This window comes from Gordonia sp. GN26 (assembly GCF_054823965.1).
The window spans coordinates 1-17,264 of the sequence record NZ_JSYC01000070.1 but is presented as its reverse complement, the minus strand read 5'-3'; the positions used below and the strand labels follow the sequence as shown (position 1 = coordinate 17,264).

The following is a 17,264-nucleotide window of genomic DNA, read 5'->3' as shown; positions in this document are numbered from 1 at the left end:
CGCTAGCGACGAGCCGTATCGAAACCAGCCTCAGACCATGTAGGTCGAGTTGATGATCGCGCCCTTGCGTGCGTAGTGGATGATCGCGTCCTGGACGTCGAGCGGGTGCGCCGGGATGACCCCTTCGATCAGGTCCTCTTCACGGCCGCCGTGCAACGCGAGGCCGAATCGGCAGCAGAACACGGTGCCGCCTTCGGAGATGAAGGTCTCGAGTGCGTTGTTGATGTTCTGCTCACCGGGGAATCCGGAGTCGCCGGTCGTCGGAAATCCGCGTGTGGCAAGGCAATTGATGGCGCCCGGCCCGTAGAAGTACATGGCCGACTCGAAACCCTTGCGCAACGCGCGGGTCGCCTGCAGGACCGCGACGAACGATACCGACGACTCGTGCGCGATGCCGTGCACCAGCGTGAAGTACGTTTCGCCGTCCTCGGCCTGATAGTCCGGGAAGATCTTGGTGCCGCCGTAGATGTTGGACCCCTTCGGCAGCGAGGGGTGCGGGATCTCCGCCAGCGATGCGGCGATGTTCTCGGTGATGGTTTCGTCGAAAGAGGGCACAAGGACTCCTGGAATGGCGAGACGACGGCGCGTCTGGCGGCTAGGCGTGTGAGAATGCGGATCGGGCATCATTGCCCAAGAGCGGCAGATCGGTAGGACTTCGATCTCATCGAGTAGCTGATCGCTACGAGAACCAGTTCACCCCGCGACGATTACCGGGTGGTTACCGCTGGAATAAATGGAGGCGCGGTCGGCGTAACACGACGCACGACGGGGCCGGAGCCTCAACCGCTCGTCAGGACAGCGGGATGGTCCGGGCACTAAAATGTCCGACGAACCGGTCGGGTCGGGGGTCTGACCGGTTCATCGGACGTAAGTCAGCATATCGTCTGTGTCTCCGCAGGTCGAGCGCGGGATCCGCAATTTTGTGACCTGTTTCTCACGGATTCCCGACTAATCCGACCTCTACGGCACCGTAACCGGCCGTGACGTCGTACGACCGGACTACACCGGGCTCGACGACCCGGCGCCTCGATGTTCCGTTCGATCTTGTGCCCAGAAGCCGGGCGCAACGTCATACGGAATCCGGGACCGCCGCGCGTCCCTGCTGGCCGAGTAGCGACGACCGAGCGGAGCGAGGACGCCGCGTATCGAGGTCACCAACCACCGATCAGGCGCAAGCTGGATCCATGCTCACCGCAATCCTCTACGGCCTGATAACTGCGGTACCCATCGCGATCGGAGCCGCGATCGGTCTCCGGTGGGATCTCCCGGCGCGCGTCCTGGCAACGCTGATGGCGTTCGGTGCGGGCACGATGATCGCCGCGGTGTCCACTGAACTGTTCCAGCCGGCGTTCAAACAGGCCGGGATCGGCCTCGCTGGGGCCGCGCTGTTCCTCGGCACCGCGGTGTACGTGGTCGCCGATCATGTCGTCGAGACCAAACTCGGCTCCCGCGCCATCGGTCCGGCCCTCATGCTGGGTGTCTTTCTCGACGGCGTGCCCGAGAACAGCGCGCTGGGCGTCTCACTCACCGCGGGCGGCTCGCTGGTGCTGGTGGTGGCGATCGCCGTCGGCAACGTCCCCGAGGCGGTCAGCGGTGCGTCGTTGATGAGACGCGAACACGACATGTCGCTGCGCTACGCGCTGGTGATGTGGGTGGCCACCGCCGCGATCCTCATTGCGGTGACCGTCGGCGGTTACGCGGTGGCAGACGCCATCTCGCCGACCGCGATCAGCATCGTTCAGGCCTTCGCCGGCGGCGCAACCCTCGGCGTCCTCGCCAACGGCCTGATGCCCGAGGCCTATAGAGAAGGCGGCTGGTGGGTCGGCCTGGCCACCGCGGGCGGCTTCCTACTCGCGTTCGTCCTGGGTTGAGCCGACGACCTCACCTCAGTGCGTCTGCGTCGCGTCCGGGTCGCTGGCCACGTGGCCTTGAGCAAGGTCATGGAGCGACCGGAACACCCGCTTCGACGCCTCGGCCCATGGCATGAGGATCGGGAACACATGGAACATGCCGGGTTCCTCGATGGCGTGCGTGGGCACCTCGGCCTTTTCCAGTCGCTGGGCGAATTCCCGGATCCCGTCGCGGAACATCTCGTCGGCGCCCCAGCAGACGAAGGTCGGCGGGAACCATTCCGGATTCGGTTCGGCGTTGATCACCGACACCCGTGCGTCGTTGGGCTGCACCCCGTGCAGATACGGCGTCACCGGGATGTTCCACGGCAGCACATCGTACTGGGCGTTCTCGGTGATCGACGGATGGTCGAGGTCGAGATCGATCTCAGGGGAGAAGAGCGCCAGCGCACCGGGCTTCGGCAGACCCTGCTCGTGCAGGTGCGCCACCAGCGACGCCGCGAGCCCACCGCCACCCGAGTCTCCGGCGACGATGATGTGGTCCGGGGTCACACCACGGCCGAGGAGCGCCTGGTACACGTCAGCGGCGTCGAGAATCCCAGCGGGGAACGGGAATTCGGGTGCCATCCGGTAGTCGGCGATGAATACTTCGAAGCCGGTGATCCGCACCAGCGACGACGCGAACGCCGAGTACATGATCGGCGACGTCCCGATGTACCCGCCGCCGTGCAGGTACAGGATCGTCGCACCGATCTCCTGCTTGTCCTCGTCCTCGTCGACGTAAGCGTCAGAACTCGCCTTCGCACGACACCACAGACCGGGCACGCCGCCGATGGTGTCGTCGGTGAGTTCGACACCGTCGGTCAGTTCGACGAACGGCGGCATGACGACGCGGCAGATGTCGTCGAGGATCTTCTCCATCGACCTGAACTCCTCGATCGGGAGCCCCATCGAGTAGCCCATGAACGCGCGGATCGACTGTCGGGTGACGGCCTGGCCGACGTTGTCGAGCAGCCCCGACGGCCCCGACCACGGCTTCTTGAACGGCACGCGCGCGAGTCCGCCGAGCATGCTCGACGCCAGTCCGACGACGGTCAGCGCCGTCAGGGGTCCCGACGCGGTCTCGACCTCGGGACGATCAGCCATCACCATGCCGCTCAGGGTAGCGAGGTGGGTCACCACCGGCTGCCGCACAACCACCGGACTGGGGTCCCGCGGGGCGGACGTGGCAGACTATCGCGGGTCCCGTAGTCCCCGAGAACCCCGTGAGGCGGCGATGGAGATTTCTGCCTTCCCGGCTCAGCACGACGTCGGGCGACCCGTCGTGCCGTTGGAATCGGCGCAGGTCACGCTGGGTGACGCCCTGGAGGCGAACCGCGCCCTGCAGAAGTCGGCGGCGGTCAAGCTGTTCGCGGCCACCAACTCGGCTCTCTACGTCACCTTGATGGAGCGTCACCTCGATTACGGCACAAAGATGTCGGAGGTCGAGCTCACGATGCGCCTCGAGCGCGACCTTGCCGAACTCGACCTCACCGAGGATCAGCCCACCGGCCTCGAGTTGGTCAAACTGTGGGCCCGTCAGGGTTGGCTGCACCGCGTCACCGACACCACCGACCCCGACGCCCCCAACCTCTGCCACCTGACCAGCGAGGCCCGCTCGGTCCTGGACTTCATGCGCCGCCAGCGCCGCGAGGACTCCATCGCCACCGGCGGCTCGATCACCGGCATCGCCGCCGAACTCCGACGCGTCGCCGGGCAGGTCAGCAACGACCCCGAGACCATCCGCCTCGAGCTCGAGGCCCAGATGTCCGACCTCGACGCCGAGCTCGCCGACCTCGAAGCCGGCCGCCGCCCACCCGTCGACCTCCGCGTCGCCGAGGACTCCGCCCGCGCCATCGGCTACCAGATGGAGCAGATCATCTCCGACATCGGCCAGTACGGCACGATGCTCGACCGCATCACCACCGCGCTGCTCGACGACCCGGGCGACTCCGACCTTGCCTACCGCGACCGTCAGCGCCAACTCTTCGACGACTACGAGGCCCTGCTGCAGTCGTCGCAGTCGGCGTCGTACCAGGCGTTCAGCCAGATGATCCAGGACCCGGAGCGTCGCGCCCGACTCAAGGCCGACATCGACACCATCATCGAGAACTTCCCCGGCATGGACGCCGGCCTGCGATCGGTCATGGACAACTTCTTCGGCCTGGTCACCCAGCAGATGGCCGAGGTCGGCCGCACCCGCCAGCGTTGCGCTCGTCGTATCCGACGCTTCGTCGCCTCCGGCACCCTCGAGCAGAGCCGGGGCCTGGCGCGTCAGCTCAACGACGCCCTGGCCACAGCCAACGACCTGCTCAAGACCTCCCTCGCGGACCGTCGCCTCGGCTACGAACTGCCGTTGGCCGCCCCGACCCTCAACTCGATCGGCCGCCTCGCCTTCGAGATCCGCGAACACGTCCCGCCCGCCCCGGCACTGCCCGCCGGTGGCGCCGACGCCGACCTGACCGCCTTCGCGTCGATGACCGGCCAGGTCGACACCGTCGAACTTACCGAGACCGTGAACAACGCCGTCGCCGACGGCCCGGTCGCGCTCACCGACGTCATCGAAGGCCTCGACGAGGCGTACCTCGCGCACGTCATCGTGCTGTGGTCCTGGGCCCAAAAGCAGGCCGCGGTAGGGGAGAAGGTGCCGATGACCACCGTGCGCTTCCGGTCCCTCCTCGGGGAGGACCACGCCATCGAAGTCCCCGACCTGACCTTCACCGAACCGATTCCGACTGCGGAGGTCGACGCCGAATGACATCTTTGCTCCCTGAGGTGCGAGCGCAGCGAGCCACGAAGGGCCCCGACCTCCCCGACGAGTTCGCCGGCTTCGACGATCTCCCCACCGTCGCCAACCGCGCCACGTCGCACGCTCCGAGCGCACCCCGCTTCGACGGCGACGTCAGCGAGATGCCCGACCGTGCCTGCTGGGCGCTGCAGAACCTGCTCGCCCGCCGCTACGTCAGCGGTGACCGGCAGCCGCAGCTGTGGTCGTGGGTGTCCGAGTACCAGGACGTCCTGCGGATCCGCCTGTCCGAACTCGACCTCCGCCTGCGCCTCGTCGACGAACTGCAGGTCGCCTTCGTCGAGCAGGCCGGCTACGACTCCCGTTGGGGCCGACGCATTCTCAAGCGCGAGACCGTCCACACCTACGACGCGATCCTGGCGCTGCATCTCGCCAAGTACATCCGGGCCGCCCGCGACGAGGATGCGCTGATCACCCGCGAGGAGATCCACGAGCTCTTCGCCGGCGTCACCAACACCATCGACCGCGACCTCGCACTCTTCGACAAGCGCATCGAGCGGGCGATCGACAAGATGGAAGAGCTCGAGTTCCTGCGCAAGCAGCGCGACGACGCCGACACCTTCACCGTCAGCCCGGTGATCTCCGCGGTCATGACGGCGTCGGTGATCACCGATCTGCAGCGCCAGTTCGAGCAGTTCATCGGCTCCGGCGACACGGGGGAGGAGCCGCCCGAGAGCGCGGCCGACGAACCCAAGGAACCGGATGTCGAAGATGGCTTCGGCGATGACGAAGGAGACGACTGGTGAGCGTCGACCAGTACCACCTGTCCCGGTTGCAGCTGATCAACTGGGGCGTGTTCGACGGGTATCACTCGATCCCGTTCAGCTCCAACGGTTCTCTGATCACCGGGTCGTCGGGTTCGGGTAAGTCGTCGTTGCTCGACGCCATCTCGCTGGCGTTCCTGCCCGACCACCGCCGCAACTTCAACGCCTCGGGTGACGCCACCGCCGCCGGCTCGTCGAGCGGTAAGCGGACCGTCGGCAAGTACGTGCGCGGTGCGTGGGGTGAGCGGCGCGACGGCACCAACGCGCACCGCGAGATCATGTACCTGCGCGGCACCGGCCCGGCGTGGGCGGCCATCGCGGTCACCTACACCTCCTCCTCGGGCACCGCCATCACCGGCCTGGTCCTCAAGTGGCTGGCCGCGGGCAAGATGACCGACGCGCACAGCTCGTACTTCATCTACGACGGCGACGCCGACATCGTCGAGGCCTGCAACGAGTGGGCCGCTGCCAACTACAACTCGGCCAAGTTCCGCGACCGCGGTTGGCGTGGCGGGCCCGGCGAGGGCAAGTACCTCTCGACGCTGTACTCGCTCATCGGTATCCGTGGCTCCGACGCCGCACAGCAGCTCCTCGGAAAAGCCAAGTCGCTCAAGAGCGTCGGCGGTCTCGCACAGTTCGTGCGGGAGTTCATGCTCGACGCCCCGACGTCCATCGTCGGCATCGCCGACGCCCTCGAGCAGATCGACCCGCTCGTCGAGGCCCGTGAGCTGCTCGACGTCGCGCGGCGCAAGCGCACCATCCTCGGCAACATCGAAGAGATCCACGAGCGGTACGCGACCGAGTCGGCCACCTTCTCGGTGCTCGACACCATCGACAGCACCACCATCCGCAGCTACGTCAACAACCTGCGGATCCGTAACGCGCAGCCCGAGGTTGCCGACCTCGACGACCAGATCACCCGCCTCGACGGTGATCTCGCCGCGCTGACCACCCAGCACGACCAGCTGCGCCAGGACCACAGCCTGCTGCTGGCCCGCATCGCCACCTCCACCGGCGATCTCGCCCCGCTGCGCGAACAGCTCGGCGGCGCACAGAAACTCAGTACCGAGGTCACCGCCCGCCGAAACTCCTACGAGGACAAGGTCTCCGCACTCGGATTCAGCCCGCCGACCAACGCCGAGGGCTTCTGGTCGCTGCGCGAGGAGCTCATCGAGGAGGCCACCAAGATCGACGGCCAACTCGAGGCCGGTCGCGCTCACTACGCCGAGGCGCTCGCCCGCGAGGTCGCCGCCCGCAGCCGCCGCGACACCGCGCAGGAAGAGCTCGGCCGCGTCGAACAGGCCGGTTCCGCGTTGCCGCGCACCGAACACGAGATGCGCCGCGTCATCGCGCACGCGCTGCAGATCGACGAGTCCGAGCTCAAGTACGTCGCCGAACTCGTCGAACTCGACCCCGACGAGGAACGCTGGCGCCTGGCCGTCGAGAAGGTCCTGCGTAACGCCGGCCTGCGACTGCTCGTGCCGGACAAGCACTTCCGCTCCGCTCTGCGCTTCGTCAACTCGCACGACATGCGCGGCCGGATTCAGCTGCACCAGGCCGAGAATCGGCCGATGCCCGACGTCGAGCCGGGCACTCTGGCGTCCAAGCTGCGTTCCGTCGACCCCGGCCACCCGTGTGCCGCCGAGGCGATGACGGTGCTTGCGAAGCTCGGCAACCACATGTGCGTCGACAACCCGGGGGAGTTCTCCCAGTACGCCAAGGCCGTCACCGACCAGGGTCTGCGCAAGGATTCGGCGAAGCTGGCCGTCAAGGACGACCGCCAACAGCTGCGCCGGTCGCAGTACATCTTCGTCGGTGACGTCGAGTCCAAGATCTCCGCACTGCGCGACGAACTCGCCTACGAGGAGCGCGCTTTCGACGACGCCCGCGAGGACTGCGCCGAACTCGACCGCGAACGTTCCGCCAAGGAACGGCGCCGCGACGCCTATCGCCGTGTGTGCGAACAGTTCACGCAGTGGAACGAGATCGACGTCGACTCCGTCGATGATCGCGTCGACCAGCTCACCGATCAGTACGACCTCCTCATGGAGGAGAACCCCGACGTCGAGGCCCTGCAGCGCAAGGCCGAAGACCTGTGGGAGCAGGTGCGCCACGCGATCTCGCAGGCCGCGCTGGTCAAGGACAAGATCGCCCGCCAGGACGAACGCCGCACCCAGCTGCTCGACCTCATCGACCGGCTGAAGCCCGAAGACGTTCCCGCGCAGGCGGAGAAGACCCTCGACGGGTTCCGCGAGGACCTCTCGGCGACCCTCGACGTGCTCAACCCCGAGCCGTACCGCCAGGAGATCGTCAAGGCCGCCGGCCGCGAGCGCGACCGTATGCGCTCCGACGCCCGACGCTCCCGCGACGAGCTGGCCCGCATCCTCGACACCTACGACGAGGAATTCCCCGACGCCATCCCCAACGACAGCGACGACTTCGACGAGCGCATCCATGACTACGTCGCCGTCTGCCGCCGCATCGACGAACGCGAACTGCCGTCCGCCTACGAGCGGATGCGCCGCCTGATCACCGAGCAGGCCCCGGGCGCGATCTTGGGTCTGCACATGGCCGCCGACGCCGAGGAACGACGCATCGTCGAGCAGATCGAGCGCGTCAACACCGGCCTGGGTGCGGTGGCGTTCAACCGCGGCACCCGCCTGCGGCTGGTCCCGGGCCGCAAGAAGCTCGCCGCTGTCGAGGAGCTGACCGAGAAGGCGCGTCAGATCTCCAATCGCGCAACGGCGGTCAGCTTCGGCGACGAGCAGGCCATCCTCGAGCAGTACTCCGACATCCTGCTGCTGCGTGAACGCCTCGCCGGCAACACCCCAGAAGACCGTCAGTGGACGCGCGACGCCCTCGACGTACGCAACCGCTTCGACTTCTACTGCGAAGAGCACGACGCCGAGAGCGGCGAGACCATCCGAACCTACTCCAACGCCGGCGACAACTCCGGTGGCGAGCAGGAGAAGCTGATGGCGTTCTGTCTTGCAGGTGCGTTGAGCTTCAACCTGGCCAGTCCGCATGGCAACGACAACCGGCCGATCTTCGCCCAGTTGATGCTCGACGAGGCGTTCTCGAAGTCCGACCCGCAGTTCGCCCAGCAGGCGCTGAGTGCGTTCCGCAAGTTCGGGTTCCAGCTGATCATCGTCGCCACGGTGCAGAACACCAGCACGATCCAGCCGTACGTGGACAACGTGGTGATGGTGTCGAAGGTCGAGGCAGGGCCGGACCTGCGGCCGATTGCTACGGCTACATCGACGACGATCAAGGCGTTCTCGGAGTTGCGGCGGTCGGGGAGTCAGTTGGTGGTGTGAAGAGGAGAGGTCGATTCCGTCGGCCACTATTTCGTGGGCAAGTGTCCCTACCAGACGGCTTAGAGTTGTGTGGTCGACGTCCGACGCAGTCGATGTAGTCCGGGCAGGTGACGGTTCCCAAACAGGTCGGTCCGATCTGGCATGCTGAGCAACGCGATTGGCAAGCGGATGCGAAGTTGCCTCGTCACCGGTACTTCGAGGTTGCGAACAGCGTGATTTGATGGTCCCAGCTGCTGGGAGCGGAAAGAGGGAAGCTACTATGTCACCTACGACTAAGGAAGCCCAACGAGCCGAGCTGCACAAGACGATCTGGCGGATCGCAAACGATCTACGTGGAAGCGTGGACGGCTGGGACTTCAAGAGTTACGTCCTGGGCATGCTGTTCTATCGATTCATCTCCGAAAACCTCACCGCGTACCTGAACAAGCAGGAGCATGAAGCCGGAGATGTGAACTTCGATTACCTAAAGCTCGACGACAAGAGCGCTGAGTTCGGCCGCGCAGACACCGTCGATGAAAAGGGCTTCTTTATCCCGCCGTCTGAGCTCTTTGCAAACGTCCGCAAACGTGCGGCGCGAGATGTCAACTTGAACGAGACGCTTGAGCGGGTCTTCAAGAACATCGAAGGGTCCGCGGTCGGCACCGACAGCGAAGATGACCTCAAGGGCCTTTTCGACGATCTTGATGTCAACAGCTCCAAGCTCGGCAACACCGTCGCCAAGCGCAACGAGAAGCTCGTGAAGCTGCTCGACGCCATTGGTGACCTTCCGCTCGGCAACCTCGAGGATAACTCGATCGACCTTTTCGGCGATGCCTACGAGTACCTCATGCAGATGTACGCCTCCCAGGCTGGCAAGTCGGGTGGCGAGTATTACACGCCGCAGGAGGTTTCCGAAGTGCTCGCAAAGATCACCGTCGCGGGCAAGAAGCGAGTCAATCGGGTTTACGACCCGGCGGCCGGCTCGGGATCTCTGCTGCTCCAGTTCGCCAAGGTGCTCGGTAAAGAGAACGTAGGAGGCTTCTATGGCCAGGAGATCAACCTGACCACCTATAATCTAGCCCGCATCAACATGTTCCTGCACGACGTAAACTATGAGAAGTTCGACATCGCCCACGGCGACACGCTCACCGAGCCGCAGCACTGGGACGACGAGCCGTTTGAGGCGATCGTTTCCAATCCGCCCTACTCGATCAAGTGGGAGGGCGACGCCAACCCGCTGCTGATCAACGATGATCGATTCGCCCCTGCGGGCGTGCTTGCGCCGAAGTCCAAGGCCGACTTGGCCTTTACCATGCACATCCTGTCGTGGCTGGCCGTCGACGGCACGGCGGCGATTGTTGAGTTCCCTGGTGTGCTCTACCGCGGTGGTGCTGAGGCGAAGATCCGTAAGTACCTGATCGACAACAATTACGTCGACGCGGTGGTCCAGCTGCCGCCAGATCTGTTCTTCGGCACCACGATTGCGACATGCATCATCGTGCTCAAGAAGTCCAAGAAGGACAATTGCGTGCTGTTCGTCGACGCCGCGGCAGAGTTCAAGCGCATCGGTAACAAGAACAAGTTGCTTCCAGAGAACCAAGACCACATCCTCGACGCTCTCGCGGCTCGCGAAGACGCCGACCATGTCGCGAAACTCGTGGCAAACGAGGTCATCGCCGCAAACGACTACAACATCGCAGTGTCCAGCTACGTCGAGCAAGAAGACCTCCGTGTGTTCGTGGACATCACCCAACTGAACGCGGAGATTGCGCGGATCGTGGCACGACAGGCTGAGTTGCGCACTGAGATTGATGCGATCGTCGTAGGTCTGGAAGGGGCGGCAATTGAGGCTGAGTGAGGTGCTTAGTCGTTCGCTCGACCGGGCATACGACCCGCTGCAAGTGGAGAATTTCCTAGGTTCGAAGCGTATTGCTCGAGGTGCCCACCGCAACGTGGACGTTGGCACGGTGTTCAGGAACTATGACTGCGAGACCTGCAAGGACCAGCGTTCTTTCCAGTCCCGTGGCAAGCTCTCATGCTTGGTTGTGGGAAGCCGCAGCGCAAGTATTGACACCGTTCTCGGCTGCCCAGGCTGTCCTCAACGGGTCGGCGCTTGGTTCATTATTCGATGCGTTCGAGACGACCTTTTCAGCCCTGCACCGACAGTTCGCCTCGATCGAATGGTCGAGCACCGCAAGGTCCAGCCTGTGCAGGATGGCGAGCTTGTGCTTGACCCATATCAGCTTCTTCAGCGAGCCATCGTTGCCCATCAAGTCGGGTTGGGAGCTGGGGCGATGGTTTATCTGAGGAAGATTATGGAGGTAGTTACGCACGCCGCGGCAGCTGCGTATGAACTGCCGATTGAAGGGAAGAATGGTGGACGCAAGCCGTTTTCTCATCTACTCAAGGAGGTCGACGAAGAGGCTCGAATCATCCCAGTTCAGTTCTCTGGACAGGGATATGATCTATTTTCTGAGCTTAGCAACCAAATACATGGTAATGGTACAGAAGTGGAGGCTATTAGTCGTTTTGGTCCCTGCCGGGCATTGATTGAAGGAATTCTTAGCAACATCGAACTGAACAGCAAAATCGATATAGCGATAAAGCAACTCGGCTGGAACGATGGACAGACTAGCGAAGGGGTTATCGCGTGAACTCCCTCAATAAACTGATCGACAAGCTGTACCTCGACGGAGTTCCATTCAAGACACTTGGTGACGTTGGGACGTTTGTCCGGGGCAATGGTCTTCAGAAGAAGGATCTTGCCGATGATGGTGTTCCCGCCGTCCACTATGGCCAGATCCACACCCATTATGGGGTATGGGCCACCGAGACTAAGTCATTCACGTCAAAGGGGCTCGCGGCGAAGCTGCGCCATGCGAAGCCGGGTGATCTGCTAATCGCCACGACAAGCGAAGACGACGAGGCTGTCGCGAAGGCAACAGCCTGGCTGGGCGAGTCGGATGTCGTGATAAGTGGTGACGCATACATATACAGTCATACGCTCGAACCGAAGTATGTTGCGTATTTTTTTCAGTCCGAACAATTTCAGAGCCAAAAGCGGCGATACGTGTCGGGTACTAAGGTGCGACGAGTGTCGGGTGCAAACCTGGCTAAGGTTCGCATCCCTGTGCCGCCTCTCGAGGTTCAGCGGGAGATTGTGCGAATATTGGATAAGTTCACTCGGCTGGAAGCTGAGCTTAAAGCAGAACTGGACGCACGTCGCCGGCAGTTCACACACTATCGCCAAAGAATGGTTAGCAAGGGCGTTTTCTCGTCGAATGACTGGGTTCCCCTTGCCAGCTTGGCCTCGATCCGGACGGGGACCAAGCCGGAATCAGTCGTGATTTCCGGTAGTATTCCATATATTAATGCGGGTAATGAGCCGTCTGGATTCGCCAGGGCTGCTAACACCCACGGTGGGGTAGTAACAATTCCTTCTCGAGGCCAGGGTAGCGCGGGTCACGTCGGCTTCCAGGATAAAGAATTCTGGTGTGGTCCTCTCTGCTACCGAGTGAATAGTACGTCTCCGCTCGTCTTGAACAAGTTCCTATATTACTTTTTGAAGAATATCCAAGACGAGGTCGTGGCGTTGAGGAAGGTTGGCAGCATCCCGGCGGTCAATAAGTCGGATCTTGGAAAAGTTCTCGTACCTATGGTCGGCATCGACGTCCAAATCAGAATTGTTGCGGTCCTGGACAAGTTTGATGCGTTGGTGAACGACGTGAGCGTCGGTCTCCCTGCCGAACTGACGGCTCGCCGCACGCAGTACGAGTACTACCGAGAAAAGCTGCTGACCTTCGAGGAGGTCGCAGCATGAGCGAGGCGAAGACACGCAAGTACGACCCGATCGCGGTCTCAGCGGAGAGCACCGTCGTTGCTGAGTATGTGCCAGATGCATCGTCGGAGGCTGCTTATCAGTCGGAGGCGGCGCTGGAACGTGAGATTGTCAAGCTGTTGGAGTCGCAGGCGTACGAATACCTGCCGATCACCTTGGAGGAGCAGCTGACCGCGAACCTGCGGCTGCAGCTGGAGCTGTTGAACCGCATCACCTTCTCGGACGCGGAGTGGACTGACTTCTTCGCGAACAAGATCGCCGGAAGGAACGACGGCATCGCTGAGAAGACCGTGCGCATCCAGGAGGATCACGTGCAGATCCTCAAGCGTGACGACGGCTCAACCAAGAACATCACGCTCCTGGACAAGCAGAACATCCACAACAACCGGCTGCAGGTCATCAACCAGTACGAGGTCGACCGCGCCGATCCTGCCGACGAGGAGAGCGCGGGAGGGCGCTACGCCAACCGCTACGACGTGACGGTTCTGGTGAACGGTCTTCCGATGGTGCATATCGAGCTCAAGCGGCGCGGTGTCGACATACGTGAGGCGTTTAACCAGATCAATCGGTATCAGCGCGACAGCTTCTGGGCGGGCTCCGGACTCTTCGAGTACGTACAGCTGTTCATTATCAGCAACGGCACGCTGACCAAGTACTATTCGAACACCACCCGCAGCCAGCACCTCAAAGAGGGGCAGAGGCCAGGCAAGGGGCGCAAGACATCGAACACATTCGAGTTCACATCCTGGTGGGCGGACGCGCAGAACAAGCCGATCCAAGACCTCACGTCGTTTGCTAAGACCTTCTTGGCCAAGCACACGTTGCTCAACATCCTCGCTCGATACTGCGTGCTGACTGCCGATCGGCTATTGCTGGTGATGCGTCCGTATCAGATCGTTGCCACTGAGCGGATCTTGCAGCGCATCAACATTGCTACGAACTACAAGCAGCTCGGTACCGTCGCGGCCGGCGGTTACGTGTGGCATACCACCGGCTCGGGCAAGACGCTGACGTCGTTCAAGACGGCACAGCTCGCGTCGAAACTATTGAGTGTCGAGAAGGTGCTGTTCGTCGTCGACCGCAAGGACCTCGACTACCAGACGATGCGCGAGTACGACCGCTTCCAGAAGGGCGCGGCGAACTCCAACACCTCAACGGCGGTGCTGAAGAAGCAGCTCGAAGACCCGACTGCCCGGATCATCATCACGACGATCCAGAAGCTCTCGACCTTCATCAAGGCAAACAGAAATCATGCGATCACAGACGAGCACGTCGTGATCATCTTCGACGAATGTCACCGTTCGCAGTTCGGTGACATGCACACCGACATCACCAAGGCGTTCAAGCGCTACAACCTGTTTGGCTTCACCGGAACGCCGATTTTCGCCGAGAACAGTGGCAGCGGCGGTAACCCACAGTTCAAAACCACTGAGCAGGCGTTCGGTGAGAAGCTGCACACTTACACGATCGTGGACGCGATCACTGACAAGAACGTGCTGCCATTCCGGATCGACTACATCAACACGATCAAGGTCGGCAACCCTGACGACAGGCAGGTCTCGGCGATCGACCGGGAGAAGGCGCTGCTGGACGAGCGCCGCATCGGAGAGATCGTCAAGTACACCCTGGAGCACTTCGACCAAAAGACAAAGCGGTCGTCGAGCTACGAACATTCGGTAGTGACCAACGTGCCACAAGCGACACGCACACGCCGCCAAGCCGAAGCGCTGCGCGAACGAAAGCGCGTGCGTGGCTTCAACGCCATCTTCGCTACTGCCTCGATCCAGGCGGCGCGCATCTACTACAACGTGCTGAAGTGGGAGCAGGAGAAGCTGCCTGCTGGTAAGCGCCTCAAGATTGGACTCATCTACTCCTACGGCGCCAACGAAGCCGTCGACGACGGCATCATCGATGACGAGGGCTTCGAGACCGACGATCTCCCGACCGACGCACGCTCGGCCCTCGAGGACGCGATCATCGACTACAACGAGATGTTCGGCACCAGCTACGACACCAGCGCCGACAAGTTCCAGAACTACTACAAAGATCTGTCACAACGGCTCAAGAACCGCGAACTCGACCTGGTGATCGTGGTCAACATGTTCCTCACCGGGTTCGATGCAACCACGCTGAACACGCTGTTCGTGGACAAGAACCTGCGCGCGCACGGCCTGATCCAGGCGTACTCTCGCACCAACCGCATCCTGAACTCGGTGAAGACCTACGGCAACATCGTGGCCTTCCGCGACCTCGAAGATGCCACCAACAAGGCGCTGGAGCTCTTCGGCAACAAGGACGCACGCGGAGTGGTGATCCTCAAGCCGTACGGGGAGTACTACAGCGAGTACTCCGAGAAGGTGAACGCGATGCTGTCGGCGTTCCCGCTTGGACAGCCGATCGTCGGCGAGTCCGCGCAAAAGGAGTTCATCGCGCTGTTCGGGCAGATCCTGCGGCAGGAGAACATCCTCACCTCGTTTGACGACTTCGCTGGCAACGAGATCCTGACCGAACGCCAGGGCCAGGACTACCGCAGCGTCTACCTCGACCTGTACGCAGAATTCCGCAAGGGCGCCGACGCCGACAAAGAGCTAATCAACGACGACGTGGTCTTCGAGGTCGAGCTGATCAAGCAGGTCGAGATCAACGTCGACTACATCCTGATGCTCGTCGCCAAGTACCGCGACGAGCACGGCGGCGATGGACAGGACAAGGAGATTCGTGCCGAAATTTCTCGCGCTGTCGACGCCAGCCCTACTCTGCGCAACAAGAAGGACCTTATCGAAGACTTTGTCGACTCGGTGTCGGTCGACGGAGCAATCGACGAAGAGTGGCAGGCATTCATCGCGGCCAAGCGCGACGCTGAGCTGGCCAAGATCATCGAGGACGAGAACCTTCGCGCCGAAAGTACCCGTGAGTTCGTCGAGACGGCGTTCCGTGACGGCGCGCTACGCACAACCGGCACGGCGATCACAAAGGTGTTGCCACCGGTGTCCCGATTCGCGAGTGGTGGCGGTCATGGCGAAAAGAAGCAGCGCGTGATCCAGAAACTGGCAGCGTTCTTCGAACGGTTCTTCGGGCTGGGTTATTTGGGCGAGTAGGCTTCGGACGTCGCGAAGATTGATTTGTACGCCTAATAGGCAACATGTTCTCGCAATGCACGACGTCACCCTTGGAGAATTTCGAGTGCGATCTTGTTCGCGAGTGTGCCGTTACGCCGTGCATGTGGCCAGTGCTTGCCCTCGACGAGAGGCGCGAGTCGTCAGGCTTTCGCCTCTCAATGTTTCTCGGCTCGACGGTCATGCCTGAGGATCATCTCCGACTGGCGCCGATGAATGTGCGGCGATGACGGCAATACGCCTGTTCTCGAGACTGGCGGAGACGAAGCTGAGAATCTGCTCGCGCGACACATTCGCGCAGCCTACCCACCCCTTCTTAACCAGTTCCGCGAACTGGTCGTTGCTGAGCCATCTTCCGAGATTGTCGTGCGTGACCGCATCGCCGCCGCGAGGCCCCTTCAGATGACCGCTCCGGTATAGGCGGTTAAGGAGTTCCGAGGGGACGTACAGACCGCGCGTAAGGTCGGCCTCCCGTATGGGTGCAGCGACCGGGTAGGCGAATTTGGTGAATGTCGCCCCCGTGCCCAAACGATATGCGACAGGGTCGGGTTCAAGGGAGGAAGAGCAAGCGAAGTCGTTGAATGCAATCATTCGCTGCAGCTGATCAGGGAGGCGGGCGTCGATCGTTGCGATCCGACCACCTGTGGCAGCCATCATGCGCTTGTACTGCACCAGTACGAATGAACGGAAGTCGTGGTTGTAATAGATTAGGTCGACGCCCACTGCACCTTCGATCCGAGTTGCATTCACATTCATGACATCGAGGGTGTGTCTCCGATCAGTCAAACGGAAGATGTCTTCGCGAAGTGGTCTGCCGTCCATGCCAGGGAAGTTGCGAAGGTCATTGTCGATAAGGCTCGCTTCGGATGGCCCCAGACTCGGATCCGCTAAAGGACTATCGCCTGGCAACGGAGCAGTCCGCATTTGCGACAGGTTCATGTCGCTGAACATCAGCGCGGTTCCTATTGCGTTTGTATGGTCCTGTTGCAGATCGCCAGCTAAGCGCGGCGCCATCCACTCCGGCGGGCCATCGCTTGTTGGCCATTCACCAACTCCGATTCTCATCCGGATGGCATTGCGAAGAGACGAAGATGCTGAGGGAGATAGCGACCCACCACGCCGGAGTGAGCACGCGTACTTAACGTCGTCGGCAAATCTGCCTAGGTCAGCTTCCAGTTCCGCTAGTCGGATTGGAGTTGTTATCACCCGGATAGAACTGACTACCCAGGTCGCGCCTAGGTTCGTGCGGGACGCCCCTCTTTTGACCAGGCCAAGGTGCGAGACGGATGGGGGGTGATGCCGTTATGTGTGACGATCACCGCAATACGCCCGTTGCCTGGGCTAGCTGAGTCGCGGTCGACTGCGAAGCTGATTACGTCGCGGCCACGAAAAGTCTGTTCATCTAGCTCTTCAGCCGACATGTTCACCACGTGCAGTCGGCTGGAGGCACTTGTGGGCATGGAGGCATCCTCTCATCCCGTCTCAACCATCGGTGTAACCCGACATGCAGTGAACAGTCTGTCTAGGTCAAGTCCCAGGTAGTGGTGTAACTCGT

At 62.2% G+C, this 17,264-nt stretch carries 11 protein-coding genes; 8 read left to right on the top strand and 3 right to left on the bottom strand.

Annotation, left to right across the window (positions count from 1 at the left end; all coding sequences use genetic code 11):
• Positions 1–30: 30 nt before the first annotated feature.
• Positions 31–555: an MSMEG_0572/Sll0783 family nitrogen starvation response protein gene (locus OK17_RS15305; protein ID WP_005195025.1), complete on the bottom strand. Its 525-nt coding sequence runs from the start codon at positions 553–555 to the stop codon at positions 31–33.
• Positions 556–1,184: 629 nt separating this feature from the next.
• On the opposite strand from OK17_RS15305, the gene OK17_RS15300 reads away from it, so the two are divergent.
• Positions 1,185–1,871, top strand: a complete 687-nt coding sequence (locus OK17_RS15300; protein WP_461417961.1) for a ZIP family metal transporter — start codon at positions 1,185–1,187, stop codon at positions 1,869–1,871.
• 15 nt (positions 1,872–1,886) lie between these two features.
• Here OK17_RS15300 and OK17_RS15295 read toward each other — a convergent pair whose 3' ends face one another.
• Positions 1,887–3,002, bottom strand: coding sequence for an alpha/beta hydrolase (locus OK17_RS15295; protein ID WP_461417960.1), 1,116 nt, complete (start codon positions 3,000–3,002; stop codon positions 1,887–1,889).
• 124 nt (positions 3,003–3,126) lie between these two features.
• Here OK17_RS15295 and OK17_RS15290 point away from each other — a divergent pair, with 124 nt between their 5' ends.
• From OK17_RS15290 to OK17_RS15260, 7 genes are all read left to right on the top strand, one after another.
• Entirely contained in the window at positions 3,127–4,647 is a 1,521-nt protein-coding gene (locus tag OK17_RS15290) for a DUF3375 domain-containing protein (RefSeq protein WP_461417959.1), read from the top strand.
• A complete protein-coding gene (locus OK17_RS15285; protein WP_461417958.1) occupies positions 4,644–5,441 on the top strand; it encodes a DUF4194 domain-containing protein in 798 nt (265 codons plus the stop codon). Before OK17_RS15290 ends, OK17_RS15285 begins: the two co-directional genes overlap by 4 nt.
• The gene (locus OK17_RS15280) at positions 5,438–8,776 is read left to right on the top strand and encodes an ATP-binding protein (protein WP_461417957.1); all 3,339 of its coding nucleotides are present in this window, start codon (positions 5,438–5,440) and stop codon (positions 8,774–8,776) included. Before OK17_RS15285 ends, OK17_RS15280 begins: the two co-directional genes overlap by 4 nt.
• Positions 8,777–9,035: 259 nt before the next feature.
• Complete coding sequence (locus OK17_RS15275) at positions 9,036–10,613, top strand: type I restriction-modification system subunit M (protein ID WP_461417956.1); 1,578 nt, start codon at positions 9,036–9,038, stop codon at positions 10,611–10,613.
• 322 nt (positions 10,614–10,935) lie between these two features.
• Entirely contained in the window at positions 10,936–11,409 is a 474-nt protein-coding gene (locus OK17_RS15270) for a hypothetical protein (RefSeq protein WP_461417955.1), read from the top strand.
• Positions 11,406–12,575, top strand: a complete 1,170-nt coding sequence (locus OK17_RS15265; protein WP_461417954.1) for a restriction endonuclease subunit S — start codon at positions 11,406–11,408, stop codon at positions 12,573–12,575. The genes OK17_RS15270 and OK17_RS15265 overlap by 4 nt, the downstream gene beginning before the upstream one ends.
• Positions 12,572–15,691 carry a type I restriction endonuclease subunit R gene (locus OK17_RS15260; RefSeq protein ID WP_461417953.1) on the top strand — a complete coding sequence of 1,040 codons (3,120 nt, stop codon included), beginning with the start codon at positions 12,572–12,574 and terminating at the stop codon, positions 15,689–15,691. Before OK17_RS15265 ends, OK17_RS15260 begins: the two co-directional genes overlap by 4 nt.
• Before the next feature lie 198 nt (positions 15,692–15,889).
• Here the strand turns inward: OK17_RS15260 and OK17_RS15255 are convergent, their stop codons facing one another.
• Positions 15,890–16,660, bottom strand: coding sequence for a hypothetical protein (locus OK17_RS15255; RefSeq protein WP_461417952.1), 771 nt, complete (start codon positions 16,658–16,660; stop codon positions 15,890–15,892).
• Positions 16,661–17,264 lie beyond the last annotated feature (604 nt).

What these genes read in the sequence shown, in the direction of transcription:
- OK17_RS15300 (WP_461417961.1), top strand. Translation starts at nt 1,185, where the DNA reads ATGCTCACCGCAATCCTCTACGGCCTGATAACTGCGGTACCCATCGCG.
- OK17_RS15295 (WP_461417960.1), bottom strand. Translation starts at nt 3,002, where the DNA reads ATGGTGATGGCTGATCGTCCCGAGGTCGAGACCGCGTCGGGACCCCTG.
- OK17_RS15290 (WP_461417959.1), top strand. Translation starts at nt 3,127, where the DNA reads ATGGAGATTTCTGCCTTCCCGGCTCAGCACGACGTCGGGCGACCCGTC.
- OK17_RS15285 (WP_461417958.1), top strand. Translation starts at nt 4,644, where the DNA reads ATGACATCTTTGCTCCCTGAGGTGCGAGCGCAGCGAGCCACGAAGGGC.
- OK17_RS15275 (WP_461417956.1), top strand. Translation starts at nt 9,036, where the DNA reads ATGTCACCTACGACTAAGGAAGCCCAACGAGCCGAGCTGCACAAGACG.
- OK17_RS15270 (WP_461417955.1), top strand. Translation starts at nt 10,936, where the DNA reads ATGGTCGAGCACCGCAAGGTCCAGCCTGTGCAGGATGGCGAGCTTGTG.
- OK17_RS15260 (WP_461417953.1), top strand. Translation starts at nt 12,572, where the DNA reads ATGAGCGAGGCGAAGACACGCAAGTACGACCCGATCGCGGTCTCAGCG.
- OK17_RS15255 (WP_461417952.1), bottom strand. Translation starts at nt 16,660, where the DNA reads ATGTTCAGCGACATGAACCTGTCGCAAATGCGGACTGCTCCGTTGCCA.